Here is a 16,625-nt window from a genome sequence, read left to right on the forward strand (position 1 = left end):
TCAGGCCCACTCGAAGGCGTCAGGCTCCAGCGTACGAGTGCGTCTGGCGTACGGATGGGTCGAACCGGGCCAGTTCGACGTGATGCGCCCGGAGCGGTGGCGGTACCAGTTGTCGCAGTGTGCCCATGCGGAGTGCTCCAGCTCGTCCTGGACCTCCTCGTCGTAGGACTGCTCGGCGTCGGCGGTCACCTCGATCGAACGGTGGGAGCCGGAGGCCATCTGGTCGAGCGCCTGTCGCATGTGTCTGGCCTGCGCCTCGAGCATGTAGATGATCGAGCCACCCCCAAGGTTCGTGTTGGGCCCGTAGGAGATCAGCAGGTTCGGAAAGTGCGGCACGTAGATGCCCAGGTACGCGCGAGCACCGTCGTTCCACTGCTCGGCGAGCTTGCGGTCATCGCGACCGACGATGTCGATCGAGCCCAGGAAGTCCTGGGAGTCGAAGCCGGTGCCGAAGACGATGACGTCGGCCTCGTGGTGCGTGCCGTCGGCGGTCTCCAGGCCCGTGGCCGTGATCCGGGTGATGCGATCGACCTCGACGTGGACGTGCGGCTGGGTCAGGGTGGGGTAGTAGTTGTTGGAGAACAGGATGCGCTTGCAGCCCACGGGGTAGTCGGGAGTGAGCTTGTCGCGCAGCGCTGTGTCGTCGATCTTGGACCTCAGGTGGTGCAGCGCGATCGACTGCTGCAGCCGACCGACCCGTGAGGAATCGTCGAGACCACGGGAGAACTGCTCGCCGGCCAACCACACGAGGGGACGCTCGAAGCGGATCGCCGGGGCGTACCAGCGAGGAAACGGCCCGTCCGGCTTGGGCAGGATGTAGTTCGCCGATCGCTGGAAGATTCGCACCTCGGCGGCATGCTCGGCCACCCGCGGGACGAACTGGATCGCGCTTGCCCCGGCCCCCACCACGGCCACCCGCTGGCCCGCAAGGTCGACACCGTGATCCCACTGCGCCGAGTGGAAGGAAGGCCCTCCGAAGTCCTCGATGCCCGAGATCGGAGGCAGGACGGGGCGGGAGAGCTGCCCGACGGCCGGGACCAGGATGTCGACCCTGTCCGAGCTGCCATCGGCGAACCCCACGGTCCAGGCCGCGGTCGACTCGTCCCACCTGGCCGAGACCACCTCGTGGTCGAACCGAATGCGGTCGGTGATGCCGTACTTCGCGGCGACATCGCCCAGGTACTCCAGGATCTGGTCCTGCAGCGCGTACCGGCGCTTCCACCGGGTGGTCGGCTCGTACGAGAAGGAGTACAGCGGCGAGGGGACGTCGCACCCGGCACCGGGGTAGGTGTTGTCGCGCCACACGCCGCCCAGTGCTTCGTCGCGCTCCCACAGGCGGACGTCGGTGTGTCCGGCCCGGATCAGCTCGATGGCCACGGCCAGGGCGCCGAACCCGGAGCCGATGATGCCGATGGACAGGGTGGTGGGTGCTTGACTCACGTGTGCTCCTCGACGAACAACAGGATCGACGAGGTCAGCAGGGTCGCCGCCTCGTCCCGTGTGAAGGTCTGCCGCTGCAGCCACTCGCGGCAGACAGCCTTGGTGAGGGCGGCCATGGGGCGAAGGCGGGCCCGCAGCGCGGCATCGTCGGGCAACCCGATCGCGTCGAGCACGAGCCGGGCAGCACGGTCGTCGGCCTCGTCGACGATGGCCTGGATGTCGGAGTCGCCGTGCAGGTTGGCGGCGCCACTGGCATTGACCCAGGCCTGCCCGTAGGTCGTGGCCGCATCGAGGATCCACTCCACGGTGATCCGGGTGCGCTCGGCGGTGGTGTGCTCGTCCAGATTCCGAAGTGGGGTCTCGGGCATCATCACCGAGTCACGCATGGCTTCGAGGAACAGCTCACGCTTGTTCTCGAAGTAGTGGTTGATGAGCCCGCGAGCCACGCCTGCCGCAGCGGCGAGCTCGGCGGTCGAGACGCGGTCGTACGGGCGGTCCGCGTAGAGCCGTTGAGCCGCCACCAGGATCTGCCGGCGACGCACCACCGGGTCCAGGCGCACCCGGGGGGCGGGTGATCCGGCTGTGGGCATGCAGGCAAGCGTCGCAGCCTGTTGGCAGAGTGTCAATAAGGAACTATGCTGCGGTGATGGCCAGCACTCATGACTACGACGTCCTCGTGATCGGATCGGGTTTCGGCGGAAGCGTCGCTGCGCTTCGGCTCACCGAGAAGGGCTATCGCGTCGGTGTGCTGGAGATGGGCCGGCGCTTCGCGGACGACGAGCTGCCCGAGACGTCGTGGCGGTTGCGGCGCTATCTCTGGGCTCCGTGGGCACGGTGCTTCGGCATCATGCGCATCACCTTGCTCAAGGACGTGCTGATCGCCAGCGGCACCGGCGTCGGGGGAGGTTCGCTGGTCTACGCCAATACGCTGTACCAGCCGCTCGATGCGTTCTACGAGGATCCGCAGTGGTCCCACATCACGGACTGGCGCAGCGAGCTGGCGCCACACTATGAGCAGGCCCGCAAGATGCTCGGCGTCACGACGTACCCGGGATCGACACCCGCCGACCACCTGATGTCCGACATCGCCCACGACCTCGGCGTGGGCGGGACCTTCCACCCGGCCGACGTCGGCGTGCTGTTCGGCGAGCGCCCCGGGCAGGACATGGGCGATCCGTACTTCGGAGGCGCCGGTCCTGATCGTCAGGCGTGCATCGACTGCGGCGCGTGCATGACCGGATGTCGCCACAACGCGAAGAACACCCTGGTCAAGAACTACCTGCACCTGGCTGAAAGCGGTGGGGCTGAGGTGCTCGAGCGCACGACCGTGACCGACGTCCGCCCGCTGGAGGGTGGGGGATACGAGGTCCGCACGCACCGCACCGGCAATCGGTTGAGCCGACGTCGATTGACCGCGGAGCAGGTGGTGTTCGCCGGCAACGCGTTGAACACCCAGAACCTGCTGCATCGTCTGCGTCGGCGGTCGCTGCCCGATCTGTCGCCGCGCATCGGCGAGCTGAGCCGCACCAACTCCGAGGCGGTGCTGAGTGCTCGGTCCCCGGCCAAGGACGCCGACTTCACCCCGGGTGTGGCGATCACCTCCTCGTTCCACCCCGACGACCAGACCCACGTCGAACCGGTCCGGTACGGCCGGGGTTCGGGCGCCCTGAGCCTGATGAACATGGCGCTGCCAGATCGTCCTGGTCCTGGCGGTCGGCTTCGCGCAGTCGCGCGCGGCTACCGGATCCTGGGCCTGCGTGGCACCTGGCGCATGCACTCGCCGCGGCGGTGGGCCGAGCAGTCGATCGTGGTGCTGGTGATGCAGTCGCTGGACAACTCGATCACCACCTATCTCAAGCCCCGCCTGTTTGGGCTTAGCCAATTCGGGTCGCGGATGACCAGCCGGCAGGGCATCGGTGAACCGAATCCGTCATACATTCCGGCGGCCGATGCCGTGACCAAGAATCTGGCTGAGCGGATCAACGGCTATCCCGGCAGCTCGGCCGGTGAACTGGTCGGGGTGCCGCTCACGGCGCACTTCATCGGCGGCTGCGTCATCGGCCGGAGCCCGGCTGAGGGTGTGGTCGATCCGTATCAGCGGGTCTTCGGCCACGAGGGTCTGCACGTCAGCGACGGGTCCACGATCACGGCGAACCTGGGTGTGAACCCGTCCTTGACGATCACGGCGCAGTCCGAGCGGGCGATGTCGCTGTGGCCGAACCGGGGCGAGGCCGATCCGCGGCCTGCGCTGGGAGACCCGTACGAGCGCATCGACGCGGTCGCGCCCGACGCGCCAGTCGTCCCCGCCGACGCTCCTGCCGCGCTCGTGCTCCCGATCCCGACCGTGCCGCCGAGGCGCGCGGAGACCGAGGCGGCCCCCCACTAGGGTGAGGGCAAGCAGCACCCGCCATCCGTAGGGCGGGTCATCATCCAGGAGGTTGGTCATGCCCGAGATCCAGGTCGAGAACGAGCCGCGATCCGTCGAACCGGGCACCAGGGCCTGGCAGCTGTTCGCCGACACGCCCGAGGTCATCGCCGCCCGGGTGGGCGATGAGCTCAAGGACCTCGCCCACGAGCTCGCCGATGGCGATGCGGTCGAGCCAGTCACCATCGACAGCCCCGACGGCCTGAACATCCTGCGTCACTCCACGGCCCACGTGATGGCCCAAGCCGTGCAGGACCTGTTCCCCGACGCCAGGCTCGGCATCGGCCCGCCAATCACTGACGGCTTCTACTACGACTTCGACGTCGCAGAACCGTTCGTTCCCGAGGACCTGGTCAAGATCGAGTCCCGGATGAAGAAGATCATCAAGGAGGGCCAGAAGTTCGACCGCCGCGAGATCGACGACGATGCGGCGCGCGCCGAGCTGGCCGACGAGCCGTACAAGCTCGAGCTGATCGGCCTGAAGTCGACGGCAGCCCCCGGAGATCTGCAGAACGCGGCCGAGGGCGCCGGTGTCGAGGTCGGTGACGGCGGCCTCAGCATCTACGACAACCTCAAGCGCGACGGCTCCCGGGCGTGGGGCGACCTCTGCCGGGGACCGCACCTGCCCACCACCAAGCGCATCCCGGCCTTCACTCTCATGCGTTCGGCCGCGGCCTACTGGCGCGGTGACGAGAAGAACAAGCAGCTGCAACGCATCTACGGCACGGCCTGGCCGACCAAGGAAGCCTTGGATGACCACCTGCATCGCATCGAGGAGGCGCAGCGCCGCGACCATCGTCGCCTCGGCACCGAGCTCGACCTGTACTCGTTTCCCGACGAGATCGGCTCCGGCCTGCCGGTGTTCCACCCCAAGGGCGGCGTCATCAAGCGCGAGATGGAGGACTACGTCCGCCGCCGGCACATCGAGGAGGGTTTCGAGTACGTCGGCACCCCCCACGTGGCCAAGGAGGAGCTGTTCTACACCTCCGGACACCTCCCGTACTACGGCGAGGGCATGTTCCCGGCGCTCGACCTCGATGGGATGGACTACCGGCTCAAGGCCATGAACTGTCCCATGCACAACCTGATCTTCCGGTCGCGCCAGCGGTCCTATCGCGAGCTGCCGTTGCGGCTGTTCGAGTTCGGCCACGTGTACCGCAACGAGAAGTCCGGCGTCATCCACGGCCTGACCCGTGTGCGCGGCTTTGCGCAGGACGACTCCCACTCCTACGTCACGCCCGAGCAGGCGCCGAGCGAGGTCAAGCACCTGCTCGACTTCATGCTCAGCCTGCTGCGCGACTTCGGGATGGACGACTACTACCTCGAGCTGTCGACCCGTGATGACCGCGCCGACAAGTTCATCGGGTCCGACGAGGAGTGGGAGCTCGCGACGCAGGTCCTGGCCGACGTCGCCGCGTCGAGCGGTGTCGAGGTCGTGCCCGATCCGGGGGGAGCTGCCTACTACGGGCCCAAGATCTCGGTGCAGGCGCGCGACGCGATCGGTCGCACCTGGCAGATGGGCACGGTGCAGTACGACTTCAACATGCCTTCGGCCGAGCGGTTCGACCTGGAGTACATCGCTCCTGACGGCACCCGTCAGAAGCCGGTGATGATCCACTCAGCCAAGTTCGGCTCGATCGAGCGGTTCATGGGCGTGCTCGTCGAGCACTACGCCGGTGCCTTCCCGCCGTGGCTCGCGCCCGTCCAGGTGGTCGGCATCCCGGTCGCCGAGCGGCACGCCGACTACCTCTACGAGCTGGCCGCCCGACTCAAGCCGATGGGCATCCGGGTCGAGGTCGACGCGTCCGACGAACGCATGCAGAAGAAGATCCGCACCGCACAGACCCAGAAGATCCCGTTCATGCTGATCGCGGGCGACAACGACGTCGAGGCAGGCGCTGTGTCGTTCCGCTACCGCAGCGGCGAGCAGGAGAACGAGGTGCCGCTCGAGGATGCGATCTCCCGCATCGTCGAGGCGATCGAGAGTCGCGTGCAGGTGTGAGCCCCGACGAGCAGTCGCACGCCGGGGTGGGGGAGCCGGACGCGTTCGAACGCCTGTGGACGCCGCACCGGATCCAGTACATCAAAGGCGAGAACAAGCCGGATTCTGCCGACGAGGCCGACTGCCCGTTCTGCCAGATCCCGCAGGCCGGTGACACCAAGAGCCTGATCGTGCACCGCGGCACGGTCGCGTTCGTCGTGCTCAACCTGTACCCCTACAACGCCGGCCACCTGCTGGTCTGTCCGTATCGGCACGTCTCGGACTACACCGACCTGACCGATGCCGAGACCGATGAGGTGGCGCGACTCACCCAGCAGTCGATGCGCGTGGTGCGCCGTGTCAGCAGCCCGCACGGCTTCAACCTGGGCATGAACCAGGGGAGCGTCGCCGGAGCCGGCATCGCTGCACACCTGCACCAGCACGTCGTCCCGCGGTGGGGCGGCGACTCCAACTTCATGCCGGTCATCGGCCGGACCAAGACCATGCCCCAGCTGTTGGGCGACACCCGCCAGATGTTTGCCGACGCATGGCAGCAGGAGGACTGAATGCTCGAACGTTTCCGGCAGTTCTGGACCAACGTGTGGTCCCCGTTGGCCGACTTCCTGCTGCGGCGCGGCGTCACGCCCGACCAGGTGACGATCGTCGGCACGCTCGGTGTCGCCTTCGGTGCGCTGTTCTTCTTCCCGCGCGGCGAGCTGTTCTGGGGCGTCATCTTCATCACCGTGTTCGTCTTCAGCGACCTCATCGACGGCTACATGGCCCGACAGTCCGGCACGGCGTCCAAGTGGGGTGCCTTCCTGGACTCGACCCTGGACCGGGTCGGCGACGCAGCGATCTTCGGCGGTCTGGCCATCTACTACGTGTCGGTGCACGCCGAGGCTGACCTGGGATCGACCCGTACGTACTTCTACCTGAGCCTCGCCTGCCTGGTGCTGGGGTCGATCACGTCCTATGCCCGTGCCAAGGCCGAGAGTCTGGGCATGACGGCCAAGGGCGGCATCGCCGAGCGCGCGGACCGGCTGGTCGCGATCCTCGTGCTGACGGGATTCAATGGGCTGCTGGGCTGGAACTTCCTGACCGAGATCATGCTGTGGATCCTGGCGGTCGCCAGCCTCATCACGGTGTTCCAGCGCATGATGATCGTGCATCGCCAGGCAGTGCTGGATCCCGAGCTGTAGGGAACACATATGTGACACGCCTAATGTCACATGATGCTTGACCCATAGATCATGTCGTGTCCATACTGTGGGTATGAGCATTCAGGAAGCCGTTCCGTACCGCGCCGCTGCAGACCTGCCGGAGCTGCCGGAGATGTCCCCGCACATGACGCGCGAGGAGTACCACCGGGTGCTTGAAGATCTGTCCCAGGCCTCAGTCGACCGTCACTTCGACGCCTTCCGCGACATCGCGTGGGACCACCCCGACTTCCAGGTCGATCCGACCGACACCCGCTGGGTCCTGCCCAAGGTCGATCGCATCGGGTCGTCGCAGTGGTACCAGGCTCAGCCGCTGGACCAGCAGATCAGGATCGGCATGTGGCGCCAGGCCAACATCATGAAGGTCGGTCTGCAGTTCGAGCAGATCCTGATCCGCGGCATCATGCAGTACGTCTTCACCCTGCCCAACGGGTCACCGGAGTTCCGCTACCTCACGCACGAGGCCACCGAGGAGTGCCACCACACCCAGATGTTCCAGGAAGGCGTCAACCGTATCGGCGTCGACGTTCCGGGCATGCCGTGGTGGATGCGCAAGGTCGGGACGGTCCTTCCGTGGTTCGGCTCCCTGGCTCCCTTCGCCTTCTTCGTCGGCGTGCTGGCCGGCGAGGAGCCCATCGACCACACCCAGAAGCGCATCCTGCGCAACGCACAGGACATGCCTCCGGTGATCAAGCGCATCATGCAGATCCACGTCGCCGAGGAGGCGCGTCACATCTCCTTCGCGCATCACTACATCCTGACCAACGCGCCGCGACTGAACTGGGCCGAGCGTCATGTCATGACGGTCATGTTCCCGTTGATCATGCGGGTGCTGGGCGACACGATCCTGGTGCCGCCGCGTGAGATGCGCACCGAGTTCGGCATCCCGAAGTCCGTCATGAAGGACCTGTACTGGCGCTCCCCGGAGTCGCGGGACAACCTGAGCGAGATCTTCGCCGATGTGCGGATGCTCGCCACCGAGGCCGGCCTGATGACGCGCGTGGGTCGCTTCATGTGGCGCATCCTGAAGATCGACGGCCGTTCCTCACGTTTCCGCAGCGAACCGGCCATCGAGTTCAGCAGCGATCCTCTGGTCGACGGCACCAAGGCTGCTTGATCCTGTGCCTCACGTCGTCACCCAGGCGTGCTGTGGCGACGCCTCGTGCGCGTTCGCGTGCCCGGTCAACGCCATTCACCCCACGCCCGATGAGCCGGACTTCGCGACGGCGGAGATGGTCTACATCGACCCCGTGGAGTGCGTGGACTGCGGTGCGTGCATCTCAGCGTGTCCGGTGGGCGCGATCACCCGCGACTACCGCCTGACCGACAAGCAGCTGCCGTTCGTCGACATCAATGCCATGTTCCACGAACCGCGACGCGAGTACCCGCCCCAGGCGCCGGTCACCCCGATCGTGCGCAAGGTCGAGGCCGAGCGTCCGTTGCGGGTGGCGATCGTGGGGGCCGGACCCGCCGCGCTGTATGCCGCCGACGAGCTGCTCAAGCGGCCCGGCACCAAGGTCACCGTGATTGATCGTCTGCCCACGCCGTACGGACTGGTGCGGGCGGGCGTCGCGCCCGACCACCCGGACACCCGCACCATCACCGACCTGTTCGCCAAGATCGAGGACGAGCCGGGGTTCTACTACGCGCTCGGCGTCGAGGTCGGGACCGACATCACCCATGCCGAGCTGGCCGAGAACCACCATGCCGTGCTGTACGCGACGGGAGCCTCGCACGATCGGGCCATGGGCATCGAGGGCGAGGACCTGCCGGGCAGCATTACCGCCACTGACTTCGTCGCCTGGTACAACGGCCATCCCGACCAGGCTGATGCCAGCTTCGACCTGACGCATCGCACGGCTGTGGTGGTCGGCAACGGCAACGTGGCACTGGACGTGGCGCGCATCCTCGTCAGTGATCCCGATCGACTTGCCACCACGGACATCGCCGACCACGCGCTGGCCGCGCTGCGCCAGAGCGCGGTGCGCGAGGTCGTGCTGCTGGCGCGACGAGGTCCGGCCCAGTCGGCCTTCACGCTGCCCGAGCTCACCGGCCTCATCGAGCACGACGACATCGACCTGGTGGTGCAGGGCGACCTGATCGACAACCTCGCCGCCTCCAGCAGCGACATCATGACGCAGGTCAAGATCGACGCGTTGCGGCACCTGCCCGAACCGACCCGAGAGCGGCGCATCGTGCTGCGATACCAGACCGCACCCGTGCGGGTCGTGGGAACGGACGCCGTCGAAGGTCTGGAGGTCGCGGCCACCCGACTGGTGGGCGAGCCGGGGGCGGTGCGCGCCGAGATGACCGACGACTCCGAGATCATCACCACGGGCCTCGTCCTGCGGTCCATCGGCTATCGGGGACGACCCGTCGACGGGCTCCCGTTCGACGACCTGCGCGCCGTGGTGCCGAACCATGAGGGACGTGTCGAGGGCATGGCGACCACGTACGTCGCCGGCTGGATCAAGCGGGGACCCACGGGCTTCATCGGAACCAACAAGACCGATGCGACCGAGACGGTCGATCGACTCGTGGAGGACTTCAACGCCGGGCTGCTGCCCGATCCTGCGGGGCGGGCGTCGGTACGACGCGTGCTGCGCGAGCGCGGAGCCCGGGCTGTCGACCACGATGCATGGCGGCGCATCGACGTGCTGGAGCGACGCAGGGGAGTGGCCGAAGGGCGTCCTCGGGTTCGCTTCACGCGGGTCGAGGACATGCTGGTCGCTGCGCAGAAGCCGCCTTCACGACGTCGCTGAGGTCGCCGGCATCTCCCACGTGTCCACGCACCGGCCTGACCGGCGGTCCACGGCTCGCGGCGAGTAAAGTCGATCCCGTTCCACCCCATCGACGAAGGATCACCTGTGAGCGACGACAGCACCATGCCCACCGGGGGCACCGGCACTGGCACCTCCCGCGTCAAGCGCGGCATGGCCGAGATGCTGAAGGGTGGCGTGATCATGGATGTGGTCAACGTCGAGCAGGCGAAGATCGCCGAGGACGCGGGCGCCGTGGCCGTCATGGCGCTCGAGCGGGTTCCGGCCGACATCCGTGCGCAGGGTGGGGTGTCGCGGATGAGCGATCCGGACATGATCGACGGCATCGTCGAGGCTGTCTCGATCCCCGTGATGGCCAAGGCCAGAATCGGGCACTTCGTGGAAGCTCAAGTCCTCCAGGCCCTGGGTGTTGATTTCATCGACGAGTCCGAGGTCCTGAGTCCCGCGGACTACACGCACCACATCGACAAGTGGCAGTTCGCCGCCCCGTTCGTGTGTGGCGCGACGAACCTGGGCGAGGCGCTGCGTCGCATCTCCGAGGGCGCGGCGATGATCCGCTCCAAGGGTGAGGCGGGAACCGGTGACGTCTCGAACGCCACCACCCACATGCGCACCATCGGCGGAGAGATCCGCCGGCTCAGCTCGATGTCGCACGACGAGCTGTACGTCGCGGCCAAGGATCTGCAGGCGCCGTACGACCTCGTCAAGGAGGTGGCCGAGGCGGGCAAGCTTCCGGTCGTGATGTTCACCGCCGGCGGCATCGCCACGCCGGCCGACGCCGCCATGATGATGCAGCTGGGCGCCGAGGGCGTGTTCGTCGGCTCGGGCATCTTCAAGTCCGGCAATCCTGCCGAGCGTGCCGCGGCCGTCGTCAAGGCCACCACGTTCTTCGACGATCCCGACGTCATCGCCAAGGTCTCGCGTGGCCTCGGCGAGGCGATGGTCGGCATCAACGTCGCCGACATCCCCGAGCCGCACCGTCTGGAGACGCGCGGCTGGTGATGCGGTCGGTCTCGTGGCCGGACGATGCTGGCTGTTCTCGTGCTCGTTCTCGAGAAGTCGCGCACGGTTGTCCCTCGGACGTGACGTTGGTCCTGGTCGCTCGTTGGTGAGCATCCGCCCGCTCCGGCGATGACGAGCGCACCGGGGCCATCGATACGGCACTGTCGCAGTCGGTGTGGCCTGTCGGGGGCCTCGAAATCGCGGTACCATGGTCCCTTCGGACTGCAGCGGTATGGGAGTGCCGCGTTCGCGGTTCGAGTAGAGGGAGATTGGTCGGCCTCGTGCCGACCCTGCCTCGGCCCCGATCGGGAGGGTTCCGAGAGGGAGAGACGGCGGTGGTGCCTCAGGTGCCACCGCCGTCCTCACGCCAAGACGGTTGACTTCCCACCCGGAGCGACGGATCCGATTCCTCAGGCTGTGAATCCACCGCCCACGGGTGGCGCCGACCGCGTCGGTAGCCTGACGCGGTGGCTTCCTCCCCGACGATCGGCGTGTTCGCCCTGCAGGGTGACGTGCGTGAGCACGTCCACGCTCTCGAAGGCCTCGGCCTCTCCGCCCTGAAGGTCCGGCGGCCCGAGGAGCTCGCTGCCTGCGACGCGTTGATCCTCCCTGGCGGCGAGTCGAGCACGATGCACAAGCTGGCCCGCGCCTTCGAGCTGTTCGACCCGTTGGTCGACGCGATCCGCGGCGGACTGCCGACGCTGGGCACCTGCGCCGGAATGATCCTGCTGGCGGACCGGCTCGAGGACGGGATCGTCGGGCAGGAGACCCTCGGCGGGCTCGACGTCACGGTCCGGCGCAACGCGTTCGGTCGCCAGGTCGAGTCGTTCGAGGGATGGTTGGACTTCGCGGGGTTCGACGAACCGGTGCACGGCGCGTTCATCCGGGCGCCCTGGGTCGAGCAGGTCGGCGCCGGGGTCGAGGTGCTCGCCACCGTCCCGCACGTCAGTGCACCAGCTGGCGCCGCCGGTAGGATCGTTGCCGTTCGACAAGATCACGTGATGGCGACGTCCTTCCACCCCGAGGTGGGACACGACGATCGCATCCACCGGTACTTCGTCGACCGCATCGTGAAGTCGTAGAAACACCGCCGGAGAAAGACTCTGTCGTAGAAGGACCTGCTGTAGAAGGATCCTGTTCCAGAAAGGACGTGCTCATGTCAGGCCACTCCAAGTGGGCGACCACCAAGCACAAGAAGGCGATCGTCGACGCCAAGCGCGGCAAGATGTTCGCCAAGCTCGTCAAGAACATCGAGGTGGCCGCCCGGATCGGCGGCCCCGATCTCGACGGGAACCCCACCCTGTTCGACGCGGTCCAGAAGGCCAAGAAGTCGTCGGTACCCAAGGATCACATCGACCGCGCGGTCAAGCGCGGTGGCGGCCTCGACGGCGCGGGCGTCGACTACACCACGATCATGTACGAGGGCTACGGTCCCAACGGCGTCGCGATGCTGGTCGAGTGTCTGACCGACAACAAGAACCGTGCCGCCATGGAGGTCCGCACCGCGATGACGCGCAACGGCGGCACCATGGCCGATCCCGGCTCGGTGTCGTACATGTTCCACCGCAAGGGCGTCATCATCGTGCCGACCGAACAAGAAGGTGGCGACACCACCGAGGACGACGTTCTCGTGGCGGTGCTCGATGCGGGCGCCGAAGAGGTCAACGACCTCGAGGGTTCCTTCGAGGTCATCTCCGAGGCCACCGACCTGGTCGCGGTCCGCACCGCGCTGCAGGAGGCCGGCCTGGACTACGACTCCGCCGACGCCCTGTTCGTGCCGACCATGACCGTCGACGTCGACGAGGAGGGCGCCGGCAAGGTCGAGAAGCTGATCGACGCCCTCGAGGACTGCGACGACGTCCAGAACGTCTTCGCCAACTACTGACCGACCGAGGCCGTCCGCGTGTCGGAGCCGCGATGACGGTGGCACCACCTAGGCTGTCGAACATGGGTTCGATCACTGGCCGCGACCTGACCGTCCTGGGCGTGGACCCCGGGCTCACCCGGTGCGGCATTGGCGTGGTGCGCGGTTCCGTCGGGCGTCCCCTCACCATGATCGACGTCGGTGTGGTTCGCACGCCCCCAGATCTCGACATCGCCCGACGCCTGCACCAGCTGGAGCAGGCCCTCGAGGCGCGGATCGTCGAGCACCGCCCCGACGTCGTGGCCGTGGAGCGCGTCTTCGCCCAGCACAACGTGCGCACCGTCATGGGCACGGCGCAGGCCAGCGCCATCGCCATGGTCGTGGCGGCCCGCCACGGCATCGCGGTGCACCTGCACACGCCGAGTGAGGTCAAGGCATCCGTCACCGGTAGCGGTCGCGCCGACAAGGCGCAGGTCGCCCAGATGGTCACCAGGTTGCTGCGCCTGGCCGAGGCACCCAAGCCGGTCGACGCCACCGACGCCCTCGCCCTGGCGATCTGTCACGTGTGGCGTGGGGGAGCGAGCAACAGGCTCGCCGAAGCCGTCGCTGCGGCCGGGGCCCGCCGATGATCGCCCACGTCCGCGGCGAGGTCGCCACCCTCACCCTCACCTCAGCCGTCATCGACGTCGGCGGAGTGGGCCTGCAGGTGCTCTGCACGCCGTCGACGATCGCCGGCCTGCGGCTGGGCACCGAGGTCCAGCTGTCCACCTCCATGGTGGTGCGCGAGGACTCGCTGACGGTCTTCGGATTCGCCGACACCGACGAGCGCGACATGTTCGAGCTGCTGCAGACTGCCAGCGGTGTCGGGCCCAAGGTCGCGCAAGCCATGCTCGCGGTCCTCGATCCGGACCGCATCCGCGCCGCAGTCGGTCAGTCCGACTTCTCGACCCTCACCAACGTTCCCGGTATCGGGCGCAAGGGGGCCGAGCGCATCTGCATCGAGCTGCGCGACCGCATCGGCGTCACGACCACCGTCGCGGCCGGGGCTGCAGCTCAGCCGTGGCGTGACCAGGTCCTCGAAGCCATGCTCGGACTCGGCATCCCCGGCCGCGACGCGGACAAGGCCGTCGAGACGGTTGCGGTCGCCCTGGCGCCCGGCGAGACCCCCGACACCTCCACGGCCCTGCGGGACGCACTGCGCACCCTGTCCAAGGCCAGCCGATGAGTGACGACTTCGACGCGATCGTGGCCGCGAACCGGGCCGAGGGCGCCGACGACCATCCCGAGGACCAGGCGTTCGAGACAGCACTACGACCGCGCTCGATCGATGAGCTGATCGGGCAGGAGCGCGTGCGCGAGCAGCTGTCCCTCGTGCTCGATGCGGCCGTCGCCCGCGGACGCACCCCCGATCACGTGCTGCTGTCCGGGCCCCCAGGACTGGGCAAGACCACGATCGCCATGATCATCGCGCACCACCTCTCGAGGCCTCTGCGCATCACGTCGGGTCCGGCCATCCAGAACGCCGGGGACCTCGCAGCGATCGTGTCGGGGATCAACGAGGGCGACGTCCTGTTCATCGACGAGATCCACCGCATGTCCCGGCCCGCCGAAGAGCTGTTGTACATGGCGATGGAGGACTTCCGGGTCGATGTCGTGATCGGCAAGGGCCCCGGCGCCACCGCGATCCCGCTGGAGATCCCCCCGTTCACGGTGGTCGGAGCCACGACGCGGGCCGGTCTGCTGCCCGGCCCGTTGCGCGACCGATTCGGATTCACCGCCCAGCTCGACTTCTACGACACACACGAGCTGCACCGCATCGTCGACCGATCGGCCGGCCTGCTGGCGCTGGAGGTGACCCACGAGGGTGGCGGCGAGATCGCCTCGCGGTCCAGGGGCACGCCGCGCATCGCCAACCGGCTGCTGCGCCGCGTGCGCGACTACGCCGAGGTGCGCGCCGGTGGCATCGTCGACGCCGACGTCGCCCGGTCCGCACTGGCTCTGTACGAGGTCGACGACCTGGGTCTTGACCGACTCGACCGTGCAGTGCTCAGGGCATTGTGCTCGAGCTTCGGTGGGGGACCGGTGGGCATCTCCACCCTGGCCGTCGCGGTGGGAGAGGAGCGGGAGACCGTCGAGGAGCTTGCTGAACCTTTCCTGGTCCGGCTGGGGTTCTTGGCCCGAACCCCGCGAGGTCGGGTCGCTACCGCCGCAGCGTGGCGACACCTCGGCCTGACAGCGCCCGCTGGTTCAGCCCAGCTGGCTCTCGACGACGACCCGGACCCCCAGCACACCTGATCGACCCACCCCACGGGATCGTGTTGCGAGGCACCCGTCATCATGGACTGTTGCCGGGGCCAACCCGTCCCGGATCGCCAACCTGGAGTGCGCCTCGTGTCCAATGATCTCGTCCAGTTCCTTCCTCTGGTCCTCCTGGCCATCTTGTTCTGGTTGCTCGTGCTGCGTCCCGCACGCAAGCGCCAGCGCGAGTTCAGTGGTCTGCAGAGCCAGCTCGAGCCCGGCCTCGTGGTCATGCTCGCCAGCGGTATCCACGGCGAGATCGTCACGACCGGCGACGACACCATCCAGCTGCGGATCGCCCCCGATGTCGTCGTGACCGTGGCCCGTCAGGCCGTCGGACGGATCATCGAGCCTGCAGGCACGACGCCGGAGAGTGTGGCCGGGCCCGAGTCGGAGTGATGGCCCGAGCGTGATGGCACAAAAGACCGCGGGGGCGTCCACAGGATCCCAGCCGACACGCACATCACGCTCGCGACGACCCAAGGGCGGTTCGTTACCGTCGAGCGTGCGCGTGGCATGCTGAACTGTCGCTCGGTACCCGCACCGGCTCGTCATTCCTATGGAGACATCATGAAGAAGACCCCCTCGGCGCTGGTGACGGCGGTCCTGATCGGCACGACGCTCGCTGCCTGCGGCGGCGACGGTGGTGGCGCGTACTGCGGCGATCTCGAATCGGCGGCCAGCGCGTTCGAGGACATCGACGGTGGCGATGTCGCGAAGCTCGACGGTGCCTTCGACACGTTCCATCAGCTCGCCGACGAAGCGCCCGACGACATCAAGGATGACTGGAAGGTCGTCGATGATGCCATCAGCGGCGTCGAGACGGCACTCGGCGAGGCGGATCTGAAGTTCTCCGATCTGCCTCAGGTGCAGGCCGGCGAACTGCCTGAAGGTGCCGACGCGACGAAGCTGCAGGGATTGTCCTCGTCGTTCGCCGCCTTGTCGGACGAGAAGTTCGCCGAGGCGTCCCAGGCCATCGACACGCACGCCACCGACGTGTGCGAGCTCGAGCTCTGAGTCCCCATCACGAGTACCAGCCCAGCGAACCAAGGACCGACGTGACAGACATCGACGATCTGATCGACTCGCTCACCCGGGTCGTGCCCGACTGGCCTGCGCCGGGAGTGCTGTTTCGAGACATCACACCCCTGCTCGGCGACATCGCCGGTTTCACCGCGGTCGTCGACGCGCTCGCCTCGGCAGCCACCGATCTGGGCGGCGTGGACGTGGTGGCTGGGGTCGAGGCACGCGGGTTCGTGTTCGGCCCCCCGGTCGCGATGCGGTTGGGCGTGGGTTTTGTTCCGATCCGCAAGGAGGGCAAGCTGCCCGCCGACGTGCACTCGGCCGAGTACGCCCTGGAGTACGGCACCGCCACGCTCGAGCTTCATGTCGACGCGATCCGGCCGGGCCAGCGCGTGCTTCTGGTCGACGACGTGCTGGCCACCGGCGGCACGCTGAGCGCCGCCGACCAGCTGGTGCGACGGTGCGGGGCCGTCGTGGCCGGCGCCGTGCTGCCGATCGAGATCAGTGCCTTGGGCGGACGCGACAGACTCGCCCCCCTGCAGGTCTCGACCCTTCGTTCCTACTGACCCCCTACCGACCGCACAGTCCCGACCGG

Annotated in this window: 17 protein-coding genes; 15 read left to right on the forward strand and 2 right to left on the reverse strand. The window is 67.6% G+C overall.

The genetic code is table 11. From position 1 onward, the window contains the following. Nucleotides 1–1,440 carry a flavin-containing monooxygenase gene (locus ACHAA3_RS13180; protein ID WP_435709489.1) on the reverse strand — a complete coding sequence of 480 codons (1,440 nt, stop codon included), beginning with the start codon at nucleotides 1,438–1,440 and terminating at the stop codon, nucleotides 1–3. Next, complete coding sequence (locus tag ACHAA3_RS13185; RefSeq protein ID WP_435709490.1) at nucleotides 1,437–2,030, reverse strand: helix-turn-helix domain-containing protein; 594 nt, start codon at nucleotides 2,028–2,030, stop codon at nucleotides 1,437–1,439. The genes ACHAA3_RS13180 and ACHAA3_RS13185 overlap by 4 nt, the downstream gene beginning before the upstream one ends. Nucleotides 2,031–2,086: 56 nt before the next feature. Between ACHAA3_RS13185 and ACHAA3_RS13190 the strand changes: the two genes are divergently transcribed. The 15 genes from ACHAA3_RS13190 to ACHAA3_RS13260 all read left to right on the forward strand — a co-directional run bounded on the left by ACHAA3_RS13190 (nucleotide 2,087) and on the right by ACHAA3_RS13260 (nucleotide 16,596). Further along, nucleotides 2,087–3,826, forward strand: coding sequence for an FAD-dependent oxidoreductase (locus tag ACHAA3_RS13190; protein WP_435709491.1), 1,740 nt, complete (start codon nucleotides 2,087–2,089; stop codon nucleotides 3,824–3,826). Nucleotides 3,827–3,884: 58 nt separating this feature from the next. Next, nucleotides 3,885–5,867, forward strand: a complete 1,983-nt coding sequence (thrS, locus tag ACHAA3_RS13195) for a threonine--tRNA ligase (RefSeq protein WP_435709492.1) — start codon at nucleotides 3,885–3,887, stop codon at nucleotides 5,865–5,867. Further along, entirely contained in the window at nucleotides 5,864–6,412 is a 549-nt protein-coding gene (locus ACHAA3_RS13200) for an HIT family protein (protein WP_435709493.1), read from the forward strand. The genes thrS and ACHAA3_RS13200 overlap by 4 nt, the downstream gene beginning before the upstream one ends. After that, on the forward strand, nucleotides 6,413–7,045 hold the full coding sequence (pgsA, locus tag ACHAA3_RS13205) for a phosphatidylinositol phosphate synthase (protein WP_435709494.1): 633 nt from the start codon (nucleotides 6,413–6,415) through the stop codon (nucleotides 7,043–7,045). A gap of 73 nt (nucleotides 7,046–7,118) precedes the next feature. Beyond that, nucleotides 7,119–8,180, forward strand: a complete 1,062-nt coding sequence (locus tag ACHAA3_RS13210; RefSeq protein WP_435709495.1) for an AurF N-oxygenase family protein — start codon at nucleotides 7,119–7,121, stop codon at nucleotides 8,178–8,180. Nucleotides 8,181–8,184: 4 nt separating this feature from the next. Then, nucleotides 8,185–9,825, forward strand: coding sequence for an FAD-dependent oxidoreductase (locus ACHAA3_RS13215; protein WP_435709496.1), 1,641 nt, complete (start codon nucleotides 8,185–8,187; stop codon nucleotides 9,823–9,825). 123 nt (nucleotides 9,826–9,948) lie between these two features. After that, on the forward strand, nucleotides 9,949–10,845 hold the full coding sequence (gene pdxS / locus ACHAA3_RS13220) for a pyridoxal 5'-phosphate synthase lyase subunit PdxS (protein WP_435709627.1): 897 nt from the start codon (nucleotides 9,949–9,951) through the stop codon (nucleotides 10,843–10,845). A gap of 467 nt (nucleotides 10,846–11,312) precedes the next feature. Next, nucleotides 11,313–11,927 carry a pyridoxal 5'-phosphate synthase glutaminase subunit PdxT gene (gene pdxT / locus ACHAA3_RS13225; RefSeq protein WP_435709497.1) on the forward strand — a complete coding sequence of 205 codons (615 nt, stop codon included), beginning with the start codon at nucleotides 11,313–11,315 and terminating at the stop codon, nucleotides 11,925–11,927. A 74-nt stretch (nucleotides 11,928–12,001) separates the two neighbouring features. Further along, nucleotides 12,002–12,730: a YebC/PmpR family DNA-binding transcriptional regulator gene (locus tag ACHAA3_RS13230; protein WP_435709498.1), complete on the forward strand. Its 729-nt coding sequence runs from the start codon at nucleotides 12,002–12,004 to the stop codon at nucleotides 12,728–12,730. A gap of 95 nt (nucleotides 12,731–12,825) precedes the next feature. Further along, nucleotides 12,826–13,338 carry a crossover junction endodeoxyribonuclease RuvC gene (gene ruvC, locus ACHAA3_RS13235; RefSeq protein WP_435709628.1) on the forward strand — a complete coding sequence of 171 codons (513 nt, stop codon included), beginning with the start codon at nucleotides 12,826–12,828 and terminating at the stop codon, nucleotides 13,336–13,338. Next, complete coding sequence (gene ruvA, locus ACHAA3_RS13240; RefSeq protein ID WP_435709499.1) at nucleotides 13,335–13,934, forward strand: Holliday junction branch migration protein RuvA; 600 nt, start codon at nucleotides 13,335–13,337, stop codon at nucleotides 13,932–13,934. Before ruvC ends, ruvA begins: the two co-directional genes overlap by 4 nt. Then, on the forward strand, nucleotides 13,931–15,004 hold the full coding sequence (gene ruvB / locus ACHAA3_RS13245) for a Holliday junction branch migration DNA helicase RuvB (RefSeq protein ID WP_435709500.1): 1,074 nt from the start codon (nucleotides 13,931–13,933) through the stop codon (nucleotides 15,002–15,004). The genes ruvA and ruvB overlap by 4 nt, the downstream gene beginning before the upstream one ends. Before the next feature lie 96 nt (nucleotides 15,005–15,100). Next, nucleotides 15,101–15,406: a preprotein translocase subunit YajC gene (yajC, locus tag ACHAA3_RS13250; RefSeq protein WP_435709501.1), complete on the forward strand. Its 306-nt coding sequence runs from the start codon at nucleotides 15,101–15,103 to the stop codon at nucleotides 15,404–15,406. 171 nt (nucleotides 15,407–15,577) lie between these two features. Beyond that, a complete protein-coding gene (locus ACHAA3_RS13255) occupies nucleotides 15,578–16,024 on the forward strand; it encodes a hypothetical protein (RefSeq protein ID WP_435709502.1) in 447 nt (148 codons plus the stop codon). Nucleotides 16,025–16,065: 41 nt separating this feature from the next. Next, the gene (locus tag ACHAA3_RS13260) at nucleotides 16,066–16,596 is read left to right on the forward strand and encodes an adenine phosphoribosyltransferase (protein WP_435709503.1); all 531 of its coding nucleotides are present in this window, start codon (nucleotides 16,066–16,068) and stop codon (nucleotides 16,594–16,596) included. Nucleotides 16,597–16,625 lie beyond the last annotated feature (29 nt).

The sequence above is a fragment of the Aeromicrobium sp. CF3.5 genome, from assembly GCF_051262695.1.
Taxonomy (GTDB): domain Bacteria; phylum Actinomycetota; class Actinomycetes; order Propionibacteriales; family Nocardioidaceae; genus Aeromicrobium.